We start from the raw sequence: 17,400 nt of genomic DNA, 5'->3' as shown, positions 1-17,400 counted from the left end.
AGGATCAGTAGTGACTGGGCCCGCCGGACCCAGGTGCGTCGAGCATCAGTTCTCTAGCTGGCGACCGCGGGTTTCCGGCAGGCTCAGGGCCGCCAGGATCACCACGGCGTAAGCACCGGCGGCAAACACGCCGATGCCGACGCCAATCGGCAGGGTTTCACTCAGCGCGCCGATGAACAGCGGGAACAACGCGGCGATGGAGCGCCCGGCGTTGTAGCAGAAGCCCTGGCCCGACCCACGCATGCGGGTGGGAAACAGCTCAGTGAGGAACGCGCCCATGCCGGCGAAGATGCCCGAGGCGAAGAACCCCAGGGGAAAGCCCAACCAGAGCATCCAGGTGTTATCGATGGGCAACTGGGTATAGGCCAGGACGATGCTCATGGAGCCGACGGCAAAGAGGATGAAGTTCTTCTTGCGGCCGATGGCATCGGTCAGCAAGGCGCTGACGACGTAACCGACGTAGGAGCCGACGATCACCATCGCCAGGTAACCGCCGGTGCCCAGTACGCTCAGGCCACGTTCGGTTTTCAGGTAGGTCGGCAACCAGGTGGTGATCGCGTAGTAACCGCCCAGGGCGCCAGTGGTCAGCAACGAGGCACGCAAGGTGGTGCTGAGCATCCGTGGCGCGAAGATCTCGAAAAAAGCCCACGGCGAAGGCTTTTCAGCTTGGGTCAGACGCTCGTCCCGCGCCTGCTCGAAGGTATCGGACTCCTTGACCAACCGACGGATCGCCAGCACGAACAGCGCCGGAACCAGACCGATCATGAACAGTGCCCGCCAGGCCTGCTCCGGTGGCAGAAAACTGAACAAGCCGGCATACAGCAACGCCGTCAGGCCCCAGCCCAAGGCCCAACCGGCCTGCACCATGCCCACCGCCTTGCCCCGATCCTGGGAACGGATCACCTCGCCGATCAGCACCGCCCCCGCCGTCCACTCACCACCAAAACCAAAGCCCATCAGCGTACGCGCCACCAACAGTTGGTCGTAGTTCTGCGCCAGCCCACACATGAACGTGAAGAAGGCAAACCACAGCACCGTCAGTTGCAGGGTGCGCACCCGACCGACGCGGTCGGACAGAATCCCGGCGATCCAGCCGCCGGCCGCCGAGGCCAACAAGGTCGAGGTACCGATCAGCCCGGCCTCCCCCTTGGAAATGCCCCAGGTGGCAATCAAGGTGGGAATCACGAAACTCAACATCTGGGTGTCCATGCCGTCCAGGCCATAGCCGATCTTGCAGCTCCAGAAAGTACGCTTTTCATTTTTGGACAGCGGGCCGTACCAACTGAACGGGCCGGCACGGCGCGTCCCTGAAGGCACGTTATCAGTCATGGTGTGTTCCATGGAGGGTTCCTGCGGCAGCAAGGGAAGATGACGGACACGCCTCGTTGTTTTTTTGTGAAGGCGTTGTCGTGGAGAACCGATGCAGATGCGCTACATCGTGGGGTGGATTCTTCGCGCCGGAGCGGTTCAGCGTCAAACGGGAAAAAAGCCGGTCAATGCATAAGAAAAGTTGATGGCCCCTCAGGGACCCGTGCCGGATTCAGGAGCACTGTGCGTCAGCGTGGATCAGTTTTTCTTGTTCGCAATAACAGATTTTCTCGTTGGACGGGGCTGTCGCGGCGCCCTAAAAAGGCCTCGACCCAACACAAGAGAGACGTTCGATGAACCTGCCTGCGCTGTCCTTCGATCAGTTGCGCCATCTGGCGCCGCGCGCCTTGCGCCGACACATCGCCACCGACCAGTACCAGGGCCACACCAGCGGCCTGGGCCTGGGCCGGGTACAAGCCAATATCGTGATTTTGCCGGGGGACTGGGCCGATGAGTTCCTGCGCTTCTGCACCCTCAATCGCCAGGCCTGCCCGATACTCGACATCACTCAACCCGGGGACCCGATGTTCCGCCACCTGGGCGAAAGCGTCGATATCCGCCACGACGTCCCGCGCTACCGGGTCTATCGCCACGGCGAACTGAGCGAGGAGCCGCAGAACATCAAGCATCTCTGGCGCGACGACATGGTGGCCTTCGCCATCGGTTGCTCATTCTCCTTCGAACAACCCTTGCTGGATGCCGGCATCGACCTGCGCCACGTCAAACTGGGACGCAACGTGGCGATGTTCCAGACGAATATAGAGACCCGCCCCACCGAGCGCCTGCAAGGCAAGCTGGTGGTGAGCATGCGGCCGTTGAAGGCCGCCGACGCGATCCGGGCGATCGAGATCACCGGGCGCATGCCCAATGTGCATGGCGCACCGGTACACATCGGCGACCCGCGACTGATCGGCATCCACGACCTCGGCACACCGGATTATGGTGACGCCGTGCCCCTGGCTGACGATGAGCTACCGGTGTTCTGGGCTTGCGGCGTGACCCCGCAAGCGGTGGTGCAAGCGTCACGCCCACCGTTATGCATTACCCATGCACCGGGCTGCATGCTGGTGAGCGATCTGCACAATCACAGCCTTTGACTCAGGCGGTGGTGTTCACCGAAGTGCCCGAGGTGCTGCTGCCCTCTGCCTGCAAGGCGGTGGTCAGGGCAGCGCTGACGGTGGAAATCGAACCGGCAATGGAAGACACCTGGGATTCCGCAGTCGCGAGCAAGGTGGCCTTGGCGTCCGGGTCGCCCTTGCTGTCCTGGGCTTTCTGCATTTGCAACTCCGCTTGCTGCAATTGCTTTTGCAGATCGGCCAGTTGCTTTTGCAGGTCCTGGACCTGCTGGGAGGAAGAACTGCTGCTGGAGCTGTCGCTGCCACTACCGGACGCGCCGCCAGCGCCGGCCGGTGGGGTGCCGCCAGCCTGGGTGGTGCTACTCGCAGCCCCTGTGGTGGTGGTGCTGGAGGTATCAGTATCGGTGGTGCTGGTGGTGCCGGTGTTCTTGTTGGTGCTGGTGGTGGAAAGGGTTGGGGCAATGGTGACCGAAGTGATGCTGACCATGGGGGATCTCCCGATTCAGTTATGGGCAATCTTGTCATCGACAGACTTGCGCCATCTTTGAGATTGATTCTGTATCACGCGTGTCAGCGTCCCGATACAAGGCCACGTCCCTGTGGCGGCCAATCAGGCCCCGAGACGGGCCGTCACGTCATTCAACTGTCCCGACAAGCCGTGCAGGTTCTGGCTGGCGGTCTCAGTGCGCTTGACGTTGTCCAGGTTGGTACTGGCGATGGCAGTGATCTCGGTCAGGTTGCGCGAAATATCTTCGGCCACCGAGGTCTGCTCTTCGGCGGCGGTGGCGATCTGACGGTTCATGTCACGGATCGCCTCCACCGCCACAGTGATACGTTCGAGCATGGCACCGGCCTCGGTCACCTGCTCGACGCTCTCTTCACTGCGCGCCTGTCCGCCTTCGATGGCCTGGGCGGCATCCACCGCACCGGTCTGCACCGAATGGATGATCTGGTTGATCTCGATGATCGACGCCGCCGTGCGCTGGGCCAGGCTGCGCACTTCATCGGCAACCACGGCAAAGCCGCGTCCGGCTTCACCGGCACGAGCGGCCTCGATAGCGGCGTTGAGCGCCAGCAGGTTGGTCTGTTCGGCGATCCCGCGAATCACTTCCAGGACCTTGCCGACCCGCCCGCTATCGGCTTCCAGCCGCCGAATAACCGCGGCGGTGGTGCTGATCTCGCCACGCATCCGGGTAATGGTCTCGATGGTCGACTGCATCACCAACTCACCCTGCTGGGCCGCACGGTCGGCGTCATCCGCCGCCGTAGCGGCATCCACCGCATGGCGCGCGACCTCCTGGGCCGTGGCGGACATTTCGGTCATCGCCGTGGCCACCTGGTCGGTCCGCTGGAACTGTTCGTGGGTGCCGTTGGCCATCAGGCCGGCAATCGAGCTCAACTCACCGCTGGCGCCGTCCAGGTCCGAGGTGCTGCGCTTGAGATGGCTGAAGGTCTCCGCGAGGAAGTCGCGCAAGGTATTCGCCGCCACCGCCAGGCGACCCAGTTCGTCCTGGCGATCGGCATTGACCCGATTCTCGAACTTGCCATGGCTCAATTGCGCCACGTAGTCGATCAGGCGGCGGATCGGCGCCACCAGATTGCGGTTGATCAGCCACAGGCTCAACAAGCCGATCAACAGCCCCGAAGCCACCAACACCAGGATGCCGATCCAGATTGTCCGTTCAGCATTGTCACTGATGGCCTGAGACTGCTCATCACCTTGCTGGCGCAGCTCGGCAACCAGCGTCTTCATCTGCTCGCTGGCGGCGCGGTCGACACCCTTGACCGCCTGGTCACCGGCGCTCGCGTCGGACCCGGCAGCCAGATAGGCCTCACGGCCTTTCAGGTAAGCGGAGCCCAGCACCCGGTGCTCTTCACGCAACTGCTCGATCTGCGATTTGAGCCGTGCATCCATGCCCGGTTGACTGTCCAGACGGCCCAGGATGTCCTGCACATCGCGCTGACGCGCTTCAAACTGCGACCAGTACCGGTTGAAATCCTCCGGTTGCTTGCCGCGCAACAGGACATCCTTCCACTCCTGCACCTGTGCCTTGAATTGCACATTGGCCTCATCGATCAAGTGCGAGGTGTGCAAGGGGCCTTCGATCAGGTTGCGATAATCCTGAACGCTATTGGACAGGAAATGAAAACAGGTCAGCGCGATCAGCAACACAGCGATCAGGCTACCGCTCAGGAGCGCGAGAATCTGGGCTCGCAGGGATTGTTGCAACATGGGAAGAATCTCTGAACAAGGATTAAGCGTCCCCTGTAGGAAACGCAAGGAGTCGAAACATCCTTGTCAGCGACAACCGGGCACGAGGCCACTTAGTGCTGTGGATTACACATCACTACCATCGACGTACCGGTGCGGTACTTGAATGGGGCCGACCATCGGTCAACGGCGCGCATCATACGCCTCGGCCGTGAAAAAAACGCGAAGCCCTCGCTCGCCCCAAAAAAAACCGTCACAAAAATGTCAAGAAGCGTTGCGATGATGAGCGCCGCGAACCTGTAAAAAAATGTTTCAGGCGTTTCCCTCCAGCGAGCCTCCATGAACCACAGCCTTGACCAAAGCCATCGTGACCCGGATCTGTTCGGCCTGCTTTACGGTTTTCGCTTCCGTGCCGGCGAACGGGGCGAAGAAATCGACTCGGCCACCGCCCTGCAATGCCTGCAACAACCGGAAGATCCTGATCAGTTTCTCTGGTTGCACTTGAACCTGGCGCACGCCGCCTGCGAGCGCTGGATGAAGACGCACCTGGCGTTGCCCGAAGAGTTTTTCGAGGCCCTGCACGAAGGCTCGCGCTCGACCCGTATCGAACATGTGGACAACGCCTTGCTGGCGGTGGTCAACGACGTAGTGTTCAACCTCAGCAGCATCGTCTCCTCGGACATCTCCACCCTGTGGGTCTGCGCCCGCAGCAGGCTGTTGATCAGCGCGCGCCTGCAACCCCTGCACTCGGTGGACAAGCTGCGCTCCTCGGTCAAGGCCGGCGAACGCTTTCGCTCGCCGCTGGAATTGCTCGTGCACCTGCTGCGCGACCAGGGCGAAGTGCTGACCCAGATCGTGCGCAAGACCAGCACCAGCGTCGACCAGATCGAAGACCAGTTGCTGGCCTTGCGCCTGAGCAACAACCGCGCCGAACTGGGTGCCATGCGCCGGGTACTGGTGCGCCTGCAACGCCTGCTGGCCCTGGAGCCGGGCTCCTTGCTGCGGCTGCTCAACCGTCCGCCGCAATGGCTGCAGAAGGAGGACGTCAAGGAATTGCGCAAGTCCACCGAGGAGTTCTCGCTGATCCTCAGCGACCTGGAGGCCCTCGGCGAGCGGATCAAACTGTTGCAGGAAGAGATCGCCGCCAGCCTCAACGAACAGAGCAACCGCACCCTGTTCACCCTCACCGTGGTGACGGTCCTGGCACTGCCGATCAACATCATTGCCGGTTTCTTCGGCATGAACGTCGGCGGCATTCCGCTGGCGGGCGACCCGGAGGGTTTCTGGATCCTGGTGGCGCTGGTCGTGACATTCACCCTGCTGGCCGGGCGCTGGGCGTTTCGCAAACGGCAGGATTATTAGGGGCAGCGGCGAGCTTCAAGCGCCAAGCCGCAAGCCGGGTTGCGTAACGGCCACTGGAGTTGCCTCGAACACACTCTGGCTTGTCGCTTGAAGCTTGTCGCTGCTCTTTACAGCCACTCTTTCTGTAACATTTGGCAACGATTATGGCTGGCATCCGTTCTCAAAAAGGATTCCCGGCATGGCCATCCCCTCACTGACTGCGACCTCGCCCGCCCAGGGCGCAGGTAAACAGCGGTTCGAAAGCAAACCCCGCGTCTTCACGGCGGTCATCTTTTTCGCATTGGTGGCCATGGGGCTGTTGTTCACCGCCTATAGCCTGATGCACGACATGCACGACTTCGGCACCGTGGTCACCACCTGGACGCCCTTCCTGCTACTCGGCGTCGCACTGTTGATCGCCCTCGGTTTCGAGTTCGTCAACGGCTTCCACGACACGGCCAACGCCGTGGCCACCGTGATCTACACCAACTCCCTGCCGCCGCATTTCGCGGTGGTCTGGTCCGGCTGCTTCAACTTCCTCGGCGTGCTGCTCTCCAGCGGCGCGGTGGCTTTCGGCATCATCGCCCTGCTGCCGGTGGAACTGATCCTGCAAGTCGGCTCCTCGGCCGGCTTCGCAATGATCTTTGCCCTGCTGATCGCCGCCATCCTCTGGAACCTCGGCACCTGGTGGCTGGGCCTGCCGGCTTCCTCGTCCCACACCCTGATCGGCTCGATCATCGGCGTCGGCGTGGCCAACGCTCTGATGCACGGACGTGACGGCACCAGCGGCGTGGACTGGAGCCAGGCCGCCAAGATCGGTTACGCCTTGCTGGTATCACCGTTGGTCGGTTTCTTCTTCGCCGCACTGGTGCTGCTGGTTTTGCGCCTGTTGGTGAAGAACCGTGAACTGTACAAGGCCCCCAAGGACAACGCGCCGCCGCCATGGTGGATTCGTGGCCTGCTGATCCTGACCTGCACCGGCGTGTCCTTCGCCCACGGTTCCAACGACGGGCAAAAAGGCATGGGGCTGATCATGCTGATCCTGGTCGGCACCCTGCCGATGGCCTACGCCCTGAACCGCACCATGCCGGCCGACCAGGCACTGCAATTTGCCGCGGTCGCCGAAGTCACCCAACAGGCGCTGGTACGCAGTGCACCACAACCGGCGCCCGCTGATCCGCGCCATGTGCTGTCGGAATATGTGCGGACCAAACAGGTAACACCGGACATCGTTCCGGCCCTGGCCGCCCTGGCCGGCAATATCGGTACTGACGTCAAGACCTACGGCTCGCTGGCCAAGGTTCCGGCCGAAGCCATGGGCAACGTGCGTAACGACATGTACCTGAGCAGCGAAACCATCCGCCTGATGGACAAGGACAAGATCGGCAACTTCGATGCTGAAACCCAGAGCAAGGTGCAACTGTTCAAACAGCAGATCGACACCTCCACGCGCTTCATTCCGCTGTGGGTGAAGATTGCCGTGGCCATCGCCCTGGGCCTGGGCACCATGGTCGGCTGGAAGCGCATCGTGGTCACCGTCGGTGAGAAAATCGGCAAGACCCACCTGACCTACGCCCAAGGTGCCTCAGCGGAAATGGTCGCGATGCTGACCATCGGCGCGGCGGACATGTACGGTTTGCCGGTGTCGACCACCCACGTACTGTCCTCGGGCGTGGCCGGGACCATGGTCGCCAATGGCGGCGGCTTGCAGATGCGCACCATCCGCAACCTGGTCATGGCCTGGGTGCTGACCCTGCCGGCGGCAATCCTGTTGTCGGGTAGCCTGTACTGGCTGTTCACGAAGATCTTCTGATTCCTGCCCCGATGACCGCATGCCCCTGGCATGCGGTCAGCTTCAAGCCTCGCCCAACTCCTCCTGCAACACCTGCCCCAACCAGGCCATGAACACCCGCACCCGCTGGGGTAAATGGCGTTGCTGGGCATACAGCAACGACACCTCCAGCGGCGCCGGCAAAAAGTCGGGCAATAGCGCCACCAGCGCACCACTGTCCAGATGCTTGCGTACCCCCAGATACGGCGCCTGGATCAAGCCGAACCCGCCCAGGCACGCCGACTCGTAGCAATCGGTGCTGTTCACCGTCACACTCCCGGCCATAGGCACCTGCTGCAACTTGCCGTTTTGCAGGTACTCGAACCCCGGGGAGCGGGCACCCAGCATCCCGACATAGTGAATCAGCCGATGCCCGTCGAGGTCGGCGACAGACTCCGGCCGACCATAACGCTGCAAGTAGGCGGGACTGGCGCAGTTGGCCATCGGCAACTCACACACCTGGCGTGCCACCACCGATTGATCGGGTTGCGCACCGACCCGCAACACACAGTCGAAACCTTCGCCCAACAGGTCCACGCGGCGGTCGGTACTGCTGATTTCCAGCTCGATGCGCGGATGCACCGCCATGAATTCCGGCAGACGCGGCATGATCACGCGACGGGCCATGACGCTGGGCATGTCGAAACGGATCCGCCCGGTCAGCAAGGCTGCATCCTGACGGAACAAGCCCTGCAATTCATCCATCTGCGCCAGCAAATCCTTGCTGCGCTCATACAGCACCAACCCGTCCTGGGTTGCCTGGACCTTACGCGTGGTGCGCTGCAACAAACGCGTGCCCATCACGTCTTCCAGCGCCTGGACATGCTCGGAGACACTGGACTTGGGCAAACCGAGACTTTCTCCCGCCAGGGTGAAGCTCGACAGTTCGGTGACCCGGATAAAGGTTCGCAGCAGGTCCAGTTTATTCATCACCACGTCTGCCTATTGTTCGGATCAGGCGATCAGTGTTTCCGATTTCACCGCGTTTATCCAATACCAGCCGGACAAATACACTTTCCTCAACGTTAACCACTCCTTGAGGAACACGACATGACTCGTAAAATCGCCCTGATCACCGGCGCCAGTCGCGGCCTTGGCAAAAGCACCGCGCTGCATCTGGCCGCCCAAGGCGTCGATATCATCGGCACCTACCACAGCCGGGGCGACGATGCCCGGGGCGTGGTGGCCGAGATCGAAAAACTCGGTGGCCGTGCCGCCATGCTGCAACTGGATGTGGGCCTGATCGATGGGCTCAAGGCCTTCAGTGAGGGGCTTGCCAAGGTATTGGTCACGGTCTTCGGACGTGAGCGCTTTGATTTCCTGGTGAACAATGCCGGGGTCGGGGTGCATTCGTTGTTCGCCGAGACCAGTGAAGAACAGTTCGACCAGTTGTTGAACGTACACTTCAAGGGGCCGTTTTTCCTGACCCAGAAACTCCTGCCGCTGCTGGCCGACGGTGGGCGCATCGTCAATATTTCCAGCGGCCTGGCGCGTTTCAGCCTGCCGGGCTATGCCACCTATGCGGCGATGAAAGGTGCGATGGAAACCTTGACCCGTTACCAGGCCAAGGAGTTGGGTGCACGGGGGATCAGCGTCAACTGCCTGGCCCCGGGCGCCATCGAGACCGATTTCGGCGGCGGCGGCGTGCGCGACAACAAAGATCTGAATGCCTTTGTCGCGGCCAACACCGCGCTGGGCCGTGCTGGCTTGCCGGACGACATCGGTGGCGCCATTGCGCTGCTGCTGAGTGATGGCGGCCAGTGGATCACCGGCCAGCGCATCGAAGCTTCGGGTGGGATGTTCCTGTAAATGTCGCGGTGCCTGAGCTGACGCTATCGCCGGCAAGCCGGCTCCTACAGTAGTTTTGTGCCGTTCCATGATCGAGCGAACGGCACAGGACTGTAGTTTTGTGTCATTCCATGATCGAGCGAACGACACAGGACTGTGGGAGCCGGCTTGCCGGCGATGAGGCCCGTCAGTCGGACACACCACTGCGAATCAACAGATCTTTCAGCACGCTGCGCAACGGCACCTCGCCCTTGCGCGGCGTTCCGGCGAACTCGATCCAGCCTTCGTTGAAGCCGTCGATCATCTGCATACGCGGCAGCGGGTTATTCATGCCCTGCGCCGTGAACAGATCCTGCCAGGTATCACGCAGCACCCCTTCCATGCGCACCGGCTTGCCCAATAACTCGGCAAAACCCGCGGCAATCTGCTCCGGTGTCACACGCTCCGGTCCTTCCAGCTCGACGATACGTTTGCCATTCCAGGACTCCTGCAACAACTGCCCGGCCAGGCGCCCGACATCCGCCGTGGCAATCATCGGCACCGGCTTGTCCAGCGGTTGCAGAAAGCTCGGGATCACCCCGGCCTCCACCGCCGCCGCCACATCCCACAGGGCGTTTTCCATAAACCAGCCCGGACGCAGGAAGGTGACCGGCAAATCCAGCGTGCCCAGGCCCTGCTCCAGTATCTGCAACTGGTTCAACAGATTCGGCTGGGTCGCCTGGGCTCCGATGGTCGACAAGCACACCACCTTCGCCGGCCGGGCTTGCTCCAACGCCGTGCGAAGGGTTTCCACCACTTGCCGGGCTTCCGGAAAACCCGGGGTCGGATCAAAGTTCGACGGCATCATGATAAACACGCCCTCGACACCACTGAACGCCTGCGCCAGCGCCTGTCCATCGTCCACATCGGCCAAGGCCACCTGACAACCTTGTCCGGCCCACACCGCGCCTTTCTCCGCACTGCGCACCACTGCGCGCACCGATTGCCCGGCGCTGAGCAAGGTACGGGCGACGGCACCGCCTACTTGTCCGGTAATGCCCATGACTGCGTACATGAAAGTTCCTCCAGGAAGCGGCGACACTCTGTCGCGATGGAGGGATTTTCCACCACGCTCGAAAATTCTCCGATAGCATGGATGTCACTGAATAAGTGACCGGTAATCAGCAATGAGCTTCGACTCAAACCTGGCCAGTGGCCTCGGTGTCCTCAGCGCGGTGGTCGACGGCGGCAGCTTCGTCAAGGCCGCCGACACCCTCGACATGACCGCCTCCGGCGTCAGTCGGGCCATCGCCCGGCTGGAGAAACGCCTGGGCATCCGCCTGTTCGACCGCACCACCCGCTCGGTCAAGTTGACCGACGAAGGCCGCCGTCTGTACGAGGAAGTCACCCCGCTGCTGGCGGGCCTCGAAGAAGCCGCCTATGCCGCCAGCGGCAGCGCCAGCCAGGTACGCGGGCGGTTGCGGGTCAATATCGATCCGTATTTTTCCCGCCTGATCCTCGGCCCCGCCCTGGGCGAATTCATGAGCCGCCATCCGCAACTGCAATTGGAACTCTATACCCGCGACCAACTGGGCGATGTGGTGGCCGACGGTTTCGATCTGGCCGTACGCTTCGGCCATCCGGCCAATTCGTCCCTGGTGGCGCGCAAGCTGCTGGACGTGCGGGTACTGACCTGTGCGGCACCGGCCTACCTGAAACGCCACGGACGACCACTCATGCCACTGGACATGGAGGACGAACGGCATGTCTGCGTGTCCTTCCGCGATCCGGAAACCGGGCGGCCGTTTCCCTGGGAATTTCACCGCGCCGGCCAGCGGGTGGATGTGCGCAATAACGCGCGGCTGGTGCTCAACGATGTCGGCACCCTGCACAGCCTGTGTGAAAGCGGCCACGCCATCGCCCAGGTGCTCGACCTGGGGATACGCCCCGCCCTGGAGGCGGGTCGGCTGGTGGAGTTGTTTCCCGATTGGCCGGATGAACGCTTTCCGCTTTACGCCCTTTATCCGTCCCGGCATCTGCCGCCGGCCAAGGTCAGGGCGTTTCTGGATTTTATTATTGGGCTGAGTGCTGCCTGATTCGGCCTGAGCAAAAAACTTGATGAGCCTGTGTATGGCCGCCTGCGGCGGATCGCGAGCAAGCTCTGCTCCTACAGGGTTACATGTAGCCGCAGGCGTTCGCGTATTGCGTCATAGGCCCAGTGATACAGGTAGGTATAGGGCAGGAAAAACAGCAACACGCCGATATCCAGCAACAGCGCCGTCAACAGGCTGAGGTCCAGCCACCAGGCCACCAGCGGCACACTTACCACCACCAATCCACCCTCGAACAGCAGCGCATGGAGCAGGCGCGTCCAGACGTTCTGCGCCAGGGCAAAGCGCACCCGCATACGATCGAACATTCCGTTGAACAACACGTTCCAGCCCAGGGCGATAAAGCAGTTGGCGACCGTCACCACACCCATCTCCAGCAGCGGCTTGCCCATCAACCAGGCGAACAGCGGCGTGCACAGCAGCACGGCGAACACCTCGAAGCCGATGGCTTGTAATACACGTTCGGTAAGGGACTTGCCGGGGGTCATGACAGACGCCTCCATTGATGCCTGGGGTTGTCATTATCGCCAGCCTTACAGATACTAAAAGTCGATTACCATCGACAAAAGCGATAGTTCATGGCTTCCAACGAAATGCTCCAGGCCTTTGTCCAGGCCGCGACCCTGGGTTCTTTTTCCGCTGCGGCGCGCAAGCTGGGCAAGAGCCAGTCGACCATCAGCGCGGCCGTCGCGAGCCTGGAAATCGATCTGGGCCTCGAGCTGTTCGACCGCAGTACCCGCAAGCCCGGCCTGACTGCGGCCGGCCACGTCATGCTGCAAAAGGCCGAAGACATCCTCGCCGCCAACAACCGCCTTGAGATGAGCGCCCGCCAATTGGCCGGAGGGCTGGAAGCGAGGCTGACGGTGGTGATTTCCGACACCTACCAGTCCAACCGTTTCGAGGCCACCCTCAGCGATTTCGAAGCCCGCTACCCGGACCTCGAACTGGAATGCCTGATCGCCGAGTGCGACGACCTGGTGGAGTTGGTCCGCCAAGGCCGGGCCCAGGTGGCCTTTGCCGAACGACAGGACAGCTACCCGCCGGACCTGGGCAGCGCCACCGTGGATGAACGCACTGAATTTGCCGTGTTCGTCCACCGCGAACATCCCCTGGCGCAGCAGGCCAAGGTCGATCAAGCCTGCCTGCAGCAACACCGTGAACTGCGTCTGGCGACCATCGTCAATCCGTATGAAAGCCGGGCCCAGGGCCGCTTCTGGTCGGCGTCGAGTTACCTGATGCTGCTGGAAATGGCCCAGCGCGGCTTCGGCTGGGCACCGCTGCCGCGCTGGCTGGTGGAACGCTTCGACAATGCGACGCTGGTGGAACTGCCGCTGCGTGGCTGGCCGAGGCCGGTGGCGGTGGATGCCCTCTGGTCGCGCCTGCATCCACCGGGACCGGCCGGTAGTTGGTTGCTGGCGAGAATGCTGGAGTAACGGCGCCTACCCGGCGCCTTTCAACTCTTCCAGCCGACGCTCGATAAAACGCCGCTCAGGCGCCTGCTGTGTCAGCTCCAGTGCCCGCAAATAAGCCTCACGCGCCTGCTCCACCCGTCCCAACCGTCGACAGAAATCCGCCCGCGCCGAATGCGCCAGGTGATAGTCCAGCAACTCGCCGCGCCCGAGGATGCCCTCCACCAACTCCAGCCCCGCCAGCGGCCCATCAAACATCGCCACCGCCGCCGCCCGATTGAGTTCGATCACCGCCGAAGGCACTGCCCGCAGCAACAGGTCATAGAGCCCGACGATCTGCCGCCAGTCGGTGTCCTCGATCGTCGCCGACTCGGCATGCACGGCGGCAATCGCGGCTTGCAAGCCATAGGGGCCGAAGCGTCCCGTGCCCAATGCCCGCTCCACCAGCCCACAGCCTTCGGCAATCAGCGACGCATTCCAACAGGAACGATCCTGGGCATCGAGCAGCACCAACTCGCCACTCTCGGACACCCGCGCCTGACGCCGCGACTCATGCAACAACATCAACGCCAACAAGCCCATGACCTCCGGGTCGGGCAGCAACTCCAGCAACAGGCGCCCAAGGCGAATGGCTTCCGTCGTCAGTTCGTCGCGAGTCAGGCTGGTCCCCAGGGAGGCCGAATATCCCTCGTTGAACACCAGGTAGATAACCCGCAGCACACTGTCCAAGCGCTCGGGCAATTCCGCCAGGGAAGGCACCTGATAAGGGATCTTCGCATCACGAATCTTGGTCTTGGCCCGGACAATACGCTGGGCGATGGTCGAGGGGCTCGAGAGAAAGGCCCGGGCGATTTCCTCGGTGGTCAGGTCACAGACTTCGCGCAGCGTCAGCGGTACCTGGGCATCCGCCGAGAGTGCCGGGTGACAGCAGGTAAAGATCAGCCGCAGCCGGTCATCCTCGAGTTCCTCATCGTTCCACTCGCTTTGCTCCAAGGCTTCGGCCTGGGCGATCAACTGCCGTTGGGAGGCGGCAAAGCGTGCCCGGCGGCGCAACACATCGATGGCCTTGAAACGTCCGGTGGAGACCAGCCAGGCCCGGGGATTGTCCGGCACGCCATCGCGCTGCCAGCGTTCGACAGCGATAAAAAAGGCTTCGTGCATGGCCTCCTCAGCCAGATCGAAATCCCCCAGCAAACGGATCAGGGTGGCCAGGATCCGCCGCGACTCCTGCCGATACACCCTCTCGACCTGCTGCTTGACGCTATCGGTCTCAAGACTCAATCCAGCAGCCCCTGGCTGACCAGCAGGGCCAATCGATCGAGGCTTTCGCCCCAGCCCTGATAAAACCCCATCTGTTCGTGCGCGGTCTTTTCCGCCGCCGACCAGTGCATCGCCCGGGCGGTATACAAGGTATGACCGTCCGCCTCCTCGAGGGTGATTCGCGCCGTCATGAACGGCTTGCCCGTCGGTGTCCAGTCGGGAGTAAAAGCATCGGTGAAGACGATCCGCTCCGGTGCGGCGATCTCCAGGAATACGCCCTGATAGGGATACTCAACCCCCTCCGCGGTGCGCATCAGGGTCCGGAACAAACCGCCGACCCATAGCTGCATTTCACAGACCGGCATGGTCATGCCGCGGGGGCCCCACCATTGGCTCAGCAGACGCGGTTCGGTCCAGGCTCGAAAGACCTGGTTACGTGGCGCCTCGAACAGGCGACAGATGGACAACTCATGCTCGGCTCCCCCAAGGGGCAGCGGTTGACGGTTCATATTCAGGCTCCTTTTATTCTTATGGGTTGCCGTTTGAAAGTGGTCGCGCCCTCAGAGATTCAGTTCCCGTACTGGCCGTACCTCCACGCTGCCCACCCGCGCGGCCGGGATATGCCCGGCGATCTGCAAGGCCTCGTTCAAGTCGCGGGCCTCCACCAGATAGAACCCGGCCAGCTGCTCCTTGGTTTCGGCAAACGGGCCGTCGACGATCGACAGCTTGCCGCCGCGCATGCGCACCGTGGTAGCGGTGCTCACCGACTCCAGAGGCTCGGCGGCGAGCATTCGGCCACTGGCCCGGATCGAGTCGGCGTAGGCCAGGCACTCGGGGTCCCGGGGACTGTCGGGATGGGCATGCGACAGGTCTTCATTACTGTAGATCAGGCACAGGTATTTCATGGCAGGTCTCCGGGGCGGTCGAACAACTATGGCTGCTGTTTCGGACTTTGGCGAAGACCGCTGCCGATCAGCACGTGTACGAATAGTCGCCTGGTAGCCAGGGAAATCGACAGGCGTAAAAAGCCTCGGGAAAAATAATATCAAGCCCGCCAAAGCCGATAGAATCAGCCCCCCTACTGTCGGAAACAGGATAGACCGCTGTGAGAACTGCTCTTGTCGACGACAACAGATTCCCATGAATGCCCGACTGGCCCGCTACGAAGACCTCAACGCCCTTCAGCGCGAACAGCTCACAAGCCTCGAAGTCCATCCCGAGCAGTTGCCATTTTGCGGCGATATCCACGCGGCCCTGTACTTCCTGCCCCGCGAGCCCCATGACGGCGTGCTCGGTTTCGCCCTGCTGGACAACGAGACGCCGGTGGCCTTCCTGTTACTCAAGCGCCATCCTTTTGTCCCACACTGGGCCGACGAAGGCAGCGCCACCCTGCATGCCCTGCAGGTCGACAAACGGCTTCAAGGCCGGGGGTTCGGCTCGGCCTGCCTGCAAGCCCTGCCCGAAGCGGCACGCCAGGCCTGGCCCCAGGTCCATCAGTTACTGCTATCGGTAGGAACCGATAACAACGCGGCGATGAATCTTTACCTGAAACAGGGTTGGGTGGATACCGGTGAAGCCTATCGCGGCGAACGACGCTTGACCCTGGTACTGTAAAGTTCCGGGTGGCCATAAGTATGAAATCAGTTGGTCACTTACGGTAAAACTTGATCGCTGGGCAAACTCACTTTCCAGTTATTAAATCGATGACGTCGCTGCTACATCAGCGTGTCGCTACTTGATAAGCCGTTATTTAACGCAAGTGGCCATTTAATAAACTTGAAAGGACTCAATCCCCATGGATGCACGAAACCGAATCTCGAACAGCGCCCCCAAAACCTCGCCCTCCGCGGTCATCGAACGGCCCGGCAGTGCCGGAAAATTTGACCTGGAATTTGGTGAGCACCGCGACGGCCTGGTTATCTTTTCCGAAAGAGGTCCTGGCTTTGTCGGCCCCTCTTTATTGCAACCCGACGGCCGTCATCGGTTTATCGGTGTACATGAAGACTGGCCGGAAAGTATCACCCAAGCCAACTTCAGTGAAGACGGCCTTTACTATCATGACTTCGCCCAATCCCTCGGAAGCTCCAGCCGAAGACTGATCAAGGCGGTCGTCGACGAAGATGACACCTTCCTCTTGCTCGGCCACTTCCGTGCGGGTGAACAGGTCTTCTGCGCCCGAGTGACTGAAACCGGCGCCCCGGACCCCGACTTCGGCGACAACGGTCAGGTCACCCTGCCTTACACGGCACCCTGGATGGGCTATGGCCGCCGACTCGCCGTACAACCCCAGGACGGTTTTATCGTCCTGGCCCTCAAGAACAGCGCCGTGGGCGAGCCGGAGCGCGACGTCATCGTGCGTCTGGACCGCAACGGCAGTTTCGACCCGCGCTTCGGCACCTGCGGTGTCGTCACGGCACCGGAACCGGACATCGCCTTCGAGGCGGTTCAGGTCCAGGCCGATGGCAAGCTGGTCGTGGCCGGACGACGGGGCCGCAAGGCCATGCTGATGCGCTACGGGGCCACCGGCCTGCCGGACAAGACCTTCGGTTGCGCCGGCTATCTGGAGCTGGAGCCGGCCCGCGACGGCAACGCGGCGTTTTTTGATATCGCCGTGCAGCCCGATCAGAAAATCGTCGTCACCGGCTCCGCCGATCTCACCCACAACATCGTCCTGCTCACCCGTGTCACGGCCGATGGCAAGCTGGACGTCACCTTCAACGCCGGGGTGCCCTGGGAGCTGCCGGAACTGGATATCGCCTTCGCCCTGCTGGTGCAGGAGGACGGGAAAATCGTCAGCGCCGGTCATATCAACAGCGGCAGCCGCTGCTGGTTGATGCGCCATTTGAGCAACGGCGAACTCGACCCTGACTTTGGCGACAACGGGATCAGCCGCTTGATCTACATCGGCGATTCCACCAGCTACCTCTCCAACCTGGAGTTGCAGACGGATGGCAAGATCCTGCTCTCCGGACGCTACGCCAGCCATTCGGCGGTGATTCGCTGTTACGGCAACTGAGTTCACATA

General features: G+C 61.9%; 17 protein-coding genes. 8 read left to right on the top strand and 9 right to left on the bottom strand.

Annotation, left to right across the window (positions count from 1 at the left end; genetic code table 11):
- Positions 1-45 precede the first annotated feature (45 nt).
- Positions 46-1,329 (bottom strand): MFS transporter, encoded by a 1,284-nt coding sequence (locus HX866_RS20145; protein WP_177096878.1) that lies wholly within the window; start codon positions 1,327-1,329, stop codon positions 46-48.
- 332 nt (positions 1,330-1,661) lie between these two features.
- On the opposite strand from HX866_RS20145, the gene HX866_RS20140 reads away from it, so the two are divergent.
- A complete protein-coding gene (locus tag HX866_RS20140) occupies positions 1,662-2,465 on the top strand; it encodes a putative hydro-lyase (RefSeq protein WP_177096876.1) in 804 nt (267 codons plus the stop codon).
- A 1-nt stretch (position 2,466) separates the two neighbouring features.
- On the opposite strand, the gene HX866_RS20135 is transcribed toward HX866_RS20140, so the two are convergent.
- Together HX866_RS20135 and HX866_RS20130 are read right to left on the bottom strand one after the other, a co-directional pair.
- Entirely contained in the window at positions 2,467-2,931 is a 465-nt protein-coding gene (locus tag HX866_RS20135) for a hypothetical protein (RefSeq protein WP_177096874.1), read from the bottom strand.
- A gap of 123 nt (positions 2,932-3,054) precedes the next feature.
- The gene (locus HX866_RS20130) at positions 3,055-4,677 is read right to left on the bottom strand and encodes a methyl-accepting chemotaxis protein (protein WP_177096872.1); all 1,623 of its coding nucleotides are present in this window, start codon (positions 4,675-4,677) and stop codon (positions 3,055-3,057) included.
- 318 nt (positions 4,678-4,995) lie between these two features.
- On the opposite strand from HX866_RS20130, the gene HX866_RS20125 reads away from it, so the two are divergent.
- Both HX866_RS20125 and HX866_RS20120 read left to right on the top strand, forming a co-directional pair.
- Positions 4,996-6,018 carry a transporter gene (locus HX866_RS20125; protein ID WP_177096870.1) on the top strand — a complete coding sequence of 341 codons (1,023 nt, stop codon included), beginning with the start codon at positions 4,996-4,998 and terminating at the stop codon, positions 6,016-6,018.
- Positions 6,019-6,196: 178 nt separating this feature from the next.
- Entirely contained in the window at positions 6,197-7,810 is a 1,614-nt protein-coding gene (locus HX866_RS20120) for an inorganic phosphate transporter (protein ID WP_177096869.1), read from the top strand.
- 42 nt (positions 7,811-7,852) lie between these two features.
- Here HX866_RS20120 and HX866_RS20115 read toward each other — a convergent pair whose 3' ends face one another.
- On the bottom strand, positions 7,853-8,758 hold the full coding sequence (locus HX866_RS20115) for a LysR family transcriptional regulator (protein ID WP_177096866.1): 906 nt from the start codon (positions 8,756-8,758) through the stop codon (positions 7,853-7,855).
- A 120-nt stretch (positions 8,759-8,878) separates the two neighbouring features.
- On the opposite strand from HX866_RS20115, the gene HX866_RS20110 reads away from it, so the two are divergent.
- Positions 8,879-9,637 (top strand): SDR family NAD(P)-dependent oxidoreductase, encoded by a 759-nt coding sequence (locus HX866_RS20110; RefSeq protein WP_177096864.1) that lies wholly within the window; start codon positions 8,879-8,881, stop codon positions 9,635-9,637.
- A gap of 166 nt (positions 9,638-9,803) precedes the next feature.
- On the opposite strand, the gene HX866_RS20105 is transcribed toward HX866_RS20110, so the two are convergent.
- The gene (locus HX866_RS20105; RefSeq protein ID WP_177140291.1) at positions 9,804-10,670 is read right to left on the bottom strand and encodes an NmrA family NAD(P)-binding protein; all 867 of its coding nucleotides are present in this window, start codon (positions 10,668-10,670) and stop codon (positions 9,804-9,806) included.
- Positions 10,671-10,782: 112 nt separating this feature from the next.
- Between HX866_RS20105 and HX866_RS20100 the strand changes: the two genes are divergently transcribed.
- On the top strand, positions 10,783-11,691 hold the full coding sequence (locus HX866_RS20100; protein ID WP_177096860.1) for a LysR family transcriptional regulator: 909 nt from the start codon (positions 10,783-10,785) through the stop codon (positions 11,689-11,691).
- Positions 11,692-11,762: 71 nt separating this feature from the next.
- Here the strand turns inward: HX866_RS20100 and HX866_RS20095 are convergent, their stop codons facing one another.
- The gene (locus HX866_RS20095) at positions 11,763-12,194 is read right to left on the bottom strand and encodes a multidrug/biocide efflux PACE transporter (protein WP_177103879.1); all 432 of its coding nucleotides are present in this window, start codon (positions 12,192-12,194) and stop codon (positions 11,763-11,765) included.
- Between the two features lie 90 nt (positions 12,195-12,284).
- On the opposite strand from HX866_RS20095, the gene HX866_RS20090 reads away from it, so the two are divergent.
- A complete protein-coding gene (locus HX866_RS20090) occupies positions 12,285-13,139 on the top strand; it encodes a LysR family transcriptional regulator (RefSeq protein WP_177096855.1) in 855 nt (284 codons plus the stop codon).
- Positions 13,140-13,145: 6 nt separating this feature from the next.
- On the opposite strand, the gene HX866_RS20085 is transcribed toward HX866_RS20090, so the two are convergent.
- The 3 genes from HX866_RS20085 to HX866_RS20075 are packed head-to-tail and all read right to left on the bottom strand — an operon-like array spanning position 13,146 to position 15,280.
- Entirely contained in the window at positions 13,146-14,396 is a 1,251-nt protein-coding gene (locus HX866_RS20085; protein ID WP_177125642.1) for an RNA polymerase sigma factor, read from the bottom strand.
- Positions 14,393-14,884, bottom strand: a complete 492-nt coding sequence (locus tag HX866_RS20080; RefSeq protein WP_177125641.1) for an SRPBCC family protein — start codon at positions 14,882-14,884, stop codon at positions 14,393-14,395. Before HX866_RS20080 ends, HX866_RS20085 begins: the two co-directional genes overlap by 4 nt.
- Before the next feature lie 51 nt (positions 14,885-14,935).
- On the bottom strand, positions 14,936-15,280 hold the full coding sequence (locus HX866_RS20075; protein ID WP_177096850.1) for a YciI family protein: 345 nt from the start codon (positions 15,278-15,280) through the stop codon (positions 14,936-14,938).
- Between the two features lie 235 nt (positions 15,281-15,515).
- On the opposite strand from HX866_RS20075, the gene HX866_RS20070 reads away from it, so the two are divergent.
- Entirely contained in the window at positions 15,516-15,989 is a 474-nt protein-coding gene (locus HX866_RS20070) for a GNAT family N-acetyltransferase (RefSeq protein ID WP_177140290.1), read from the top strand.
- Positions 15,990-16,170: 181 nt separating this feature from the next.
- Positions 16,171-17,391, top strand: a complete 1,221-nt coding sequence (locus HX866_RS20065) for a hemolysin (RefSeq protein WP_177125639.1) — start codon at positions 16,171-16,173, stop codon at positions 17,389-17,391.
- Positions 17,392-17,400 lie beyond the last annotated feature (9 nt).

This window comes from Pseudomonas gingeri (genome assembly GCF_013386165.1).
GTDB classification, from domain to species: Bacteria; Pseudomonadota; Gammaproteobacteria; order Pseudomonadales; family Pseudomonadaceae; genus Aquipseudomonas; species Aquipseudomonas gingeri_C.
Note: the sequence above shows the minus strand (reverse complement) of the source record. Positions and strands in the feature narration are given on the sequence as shown.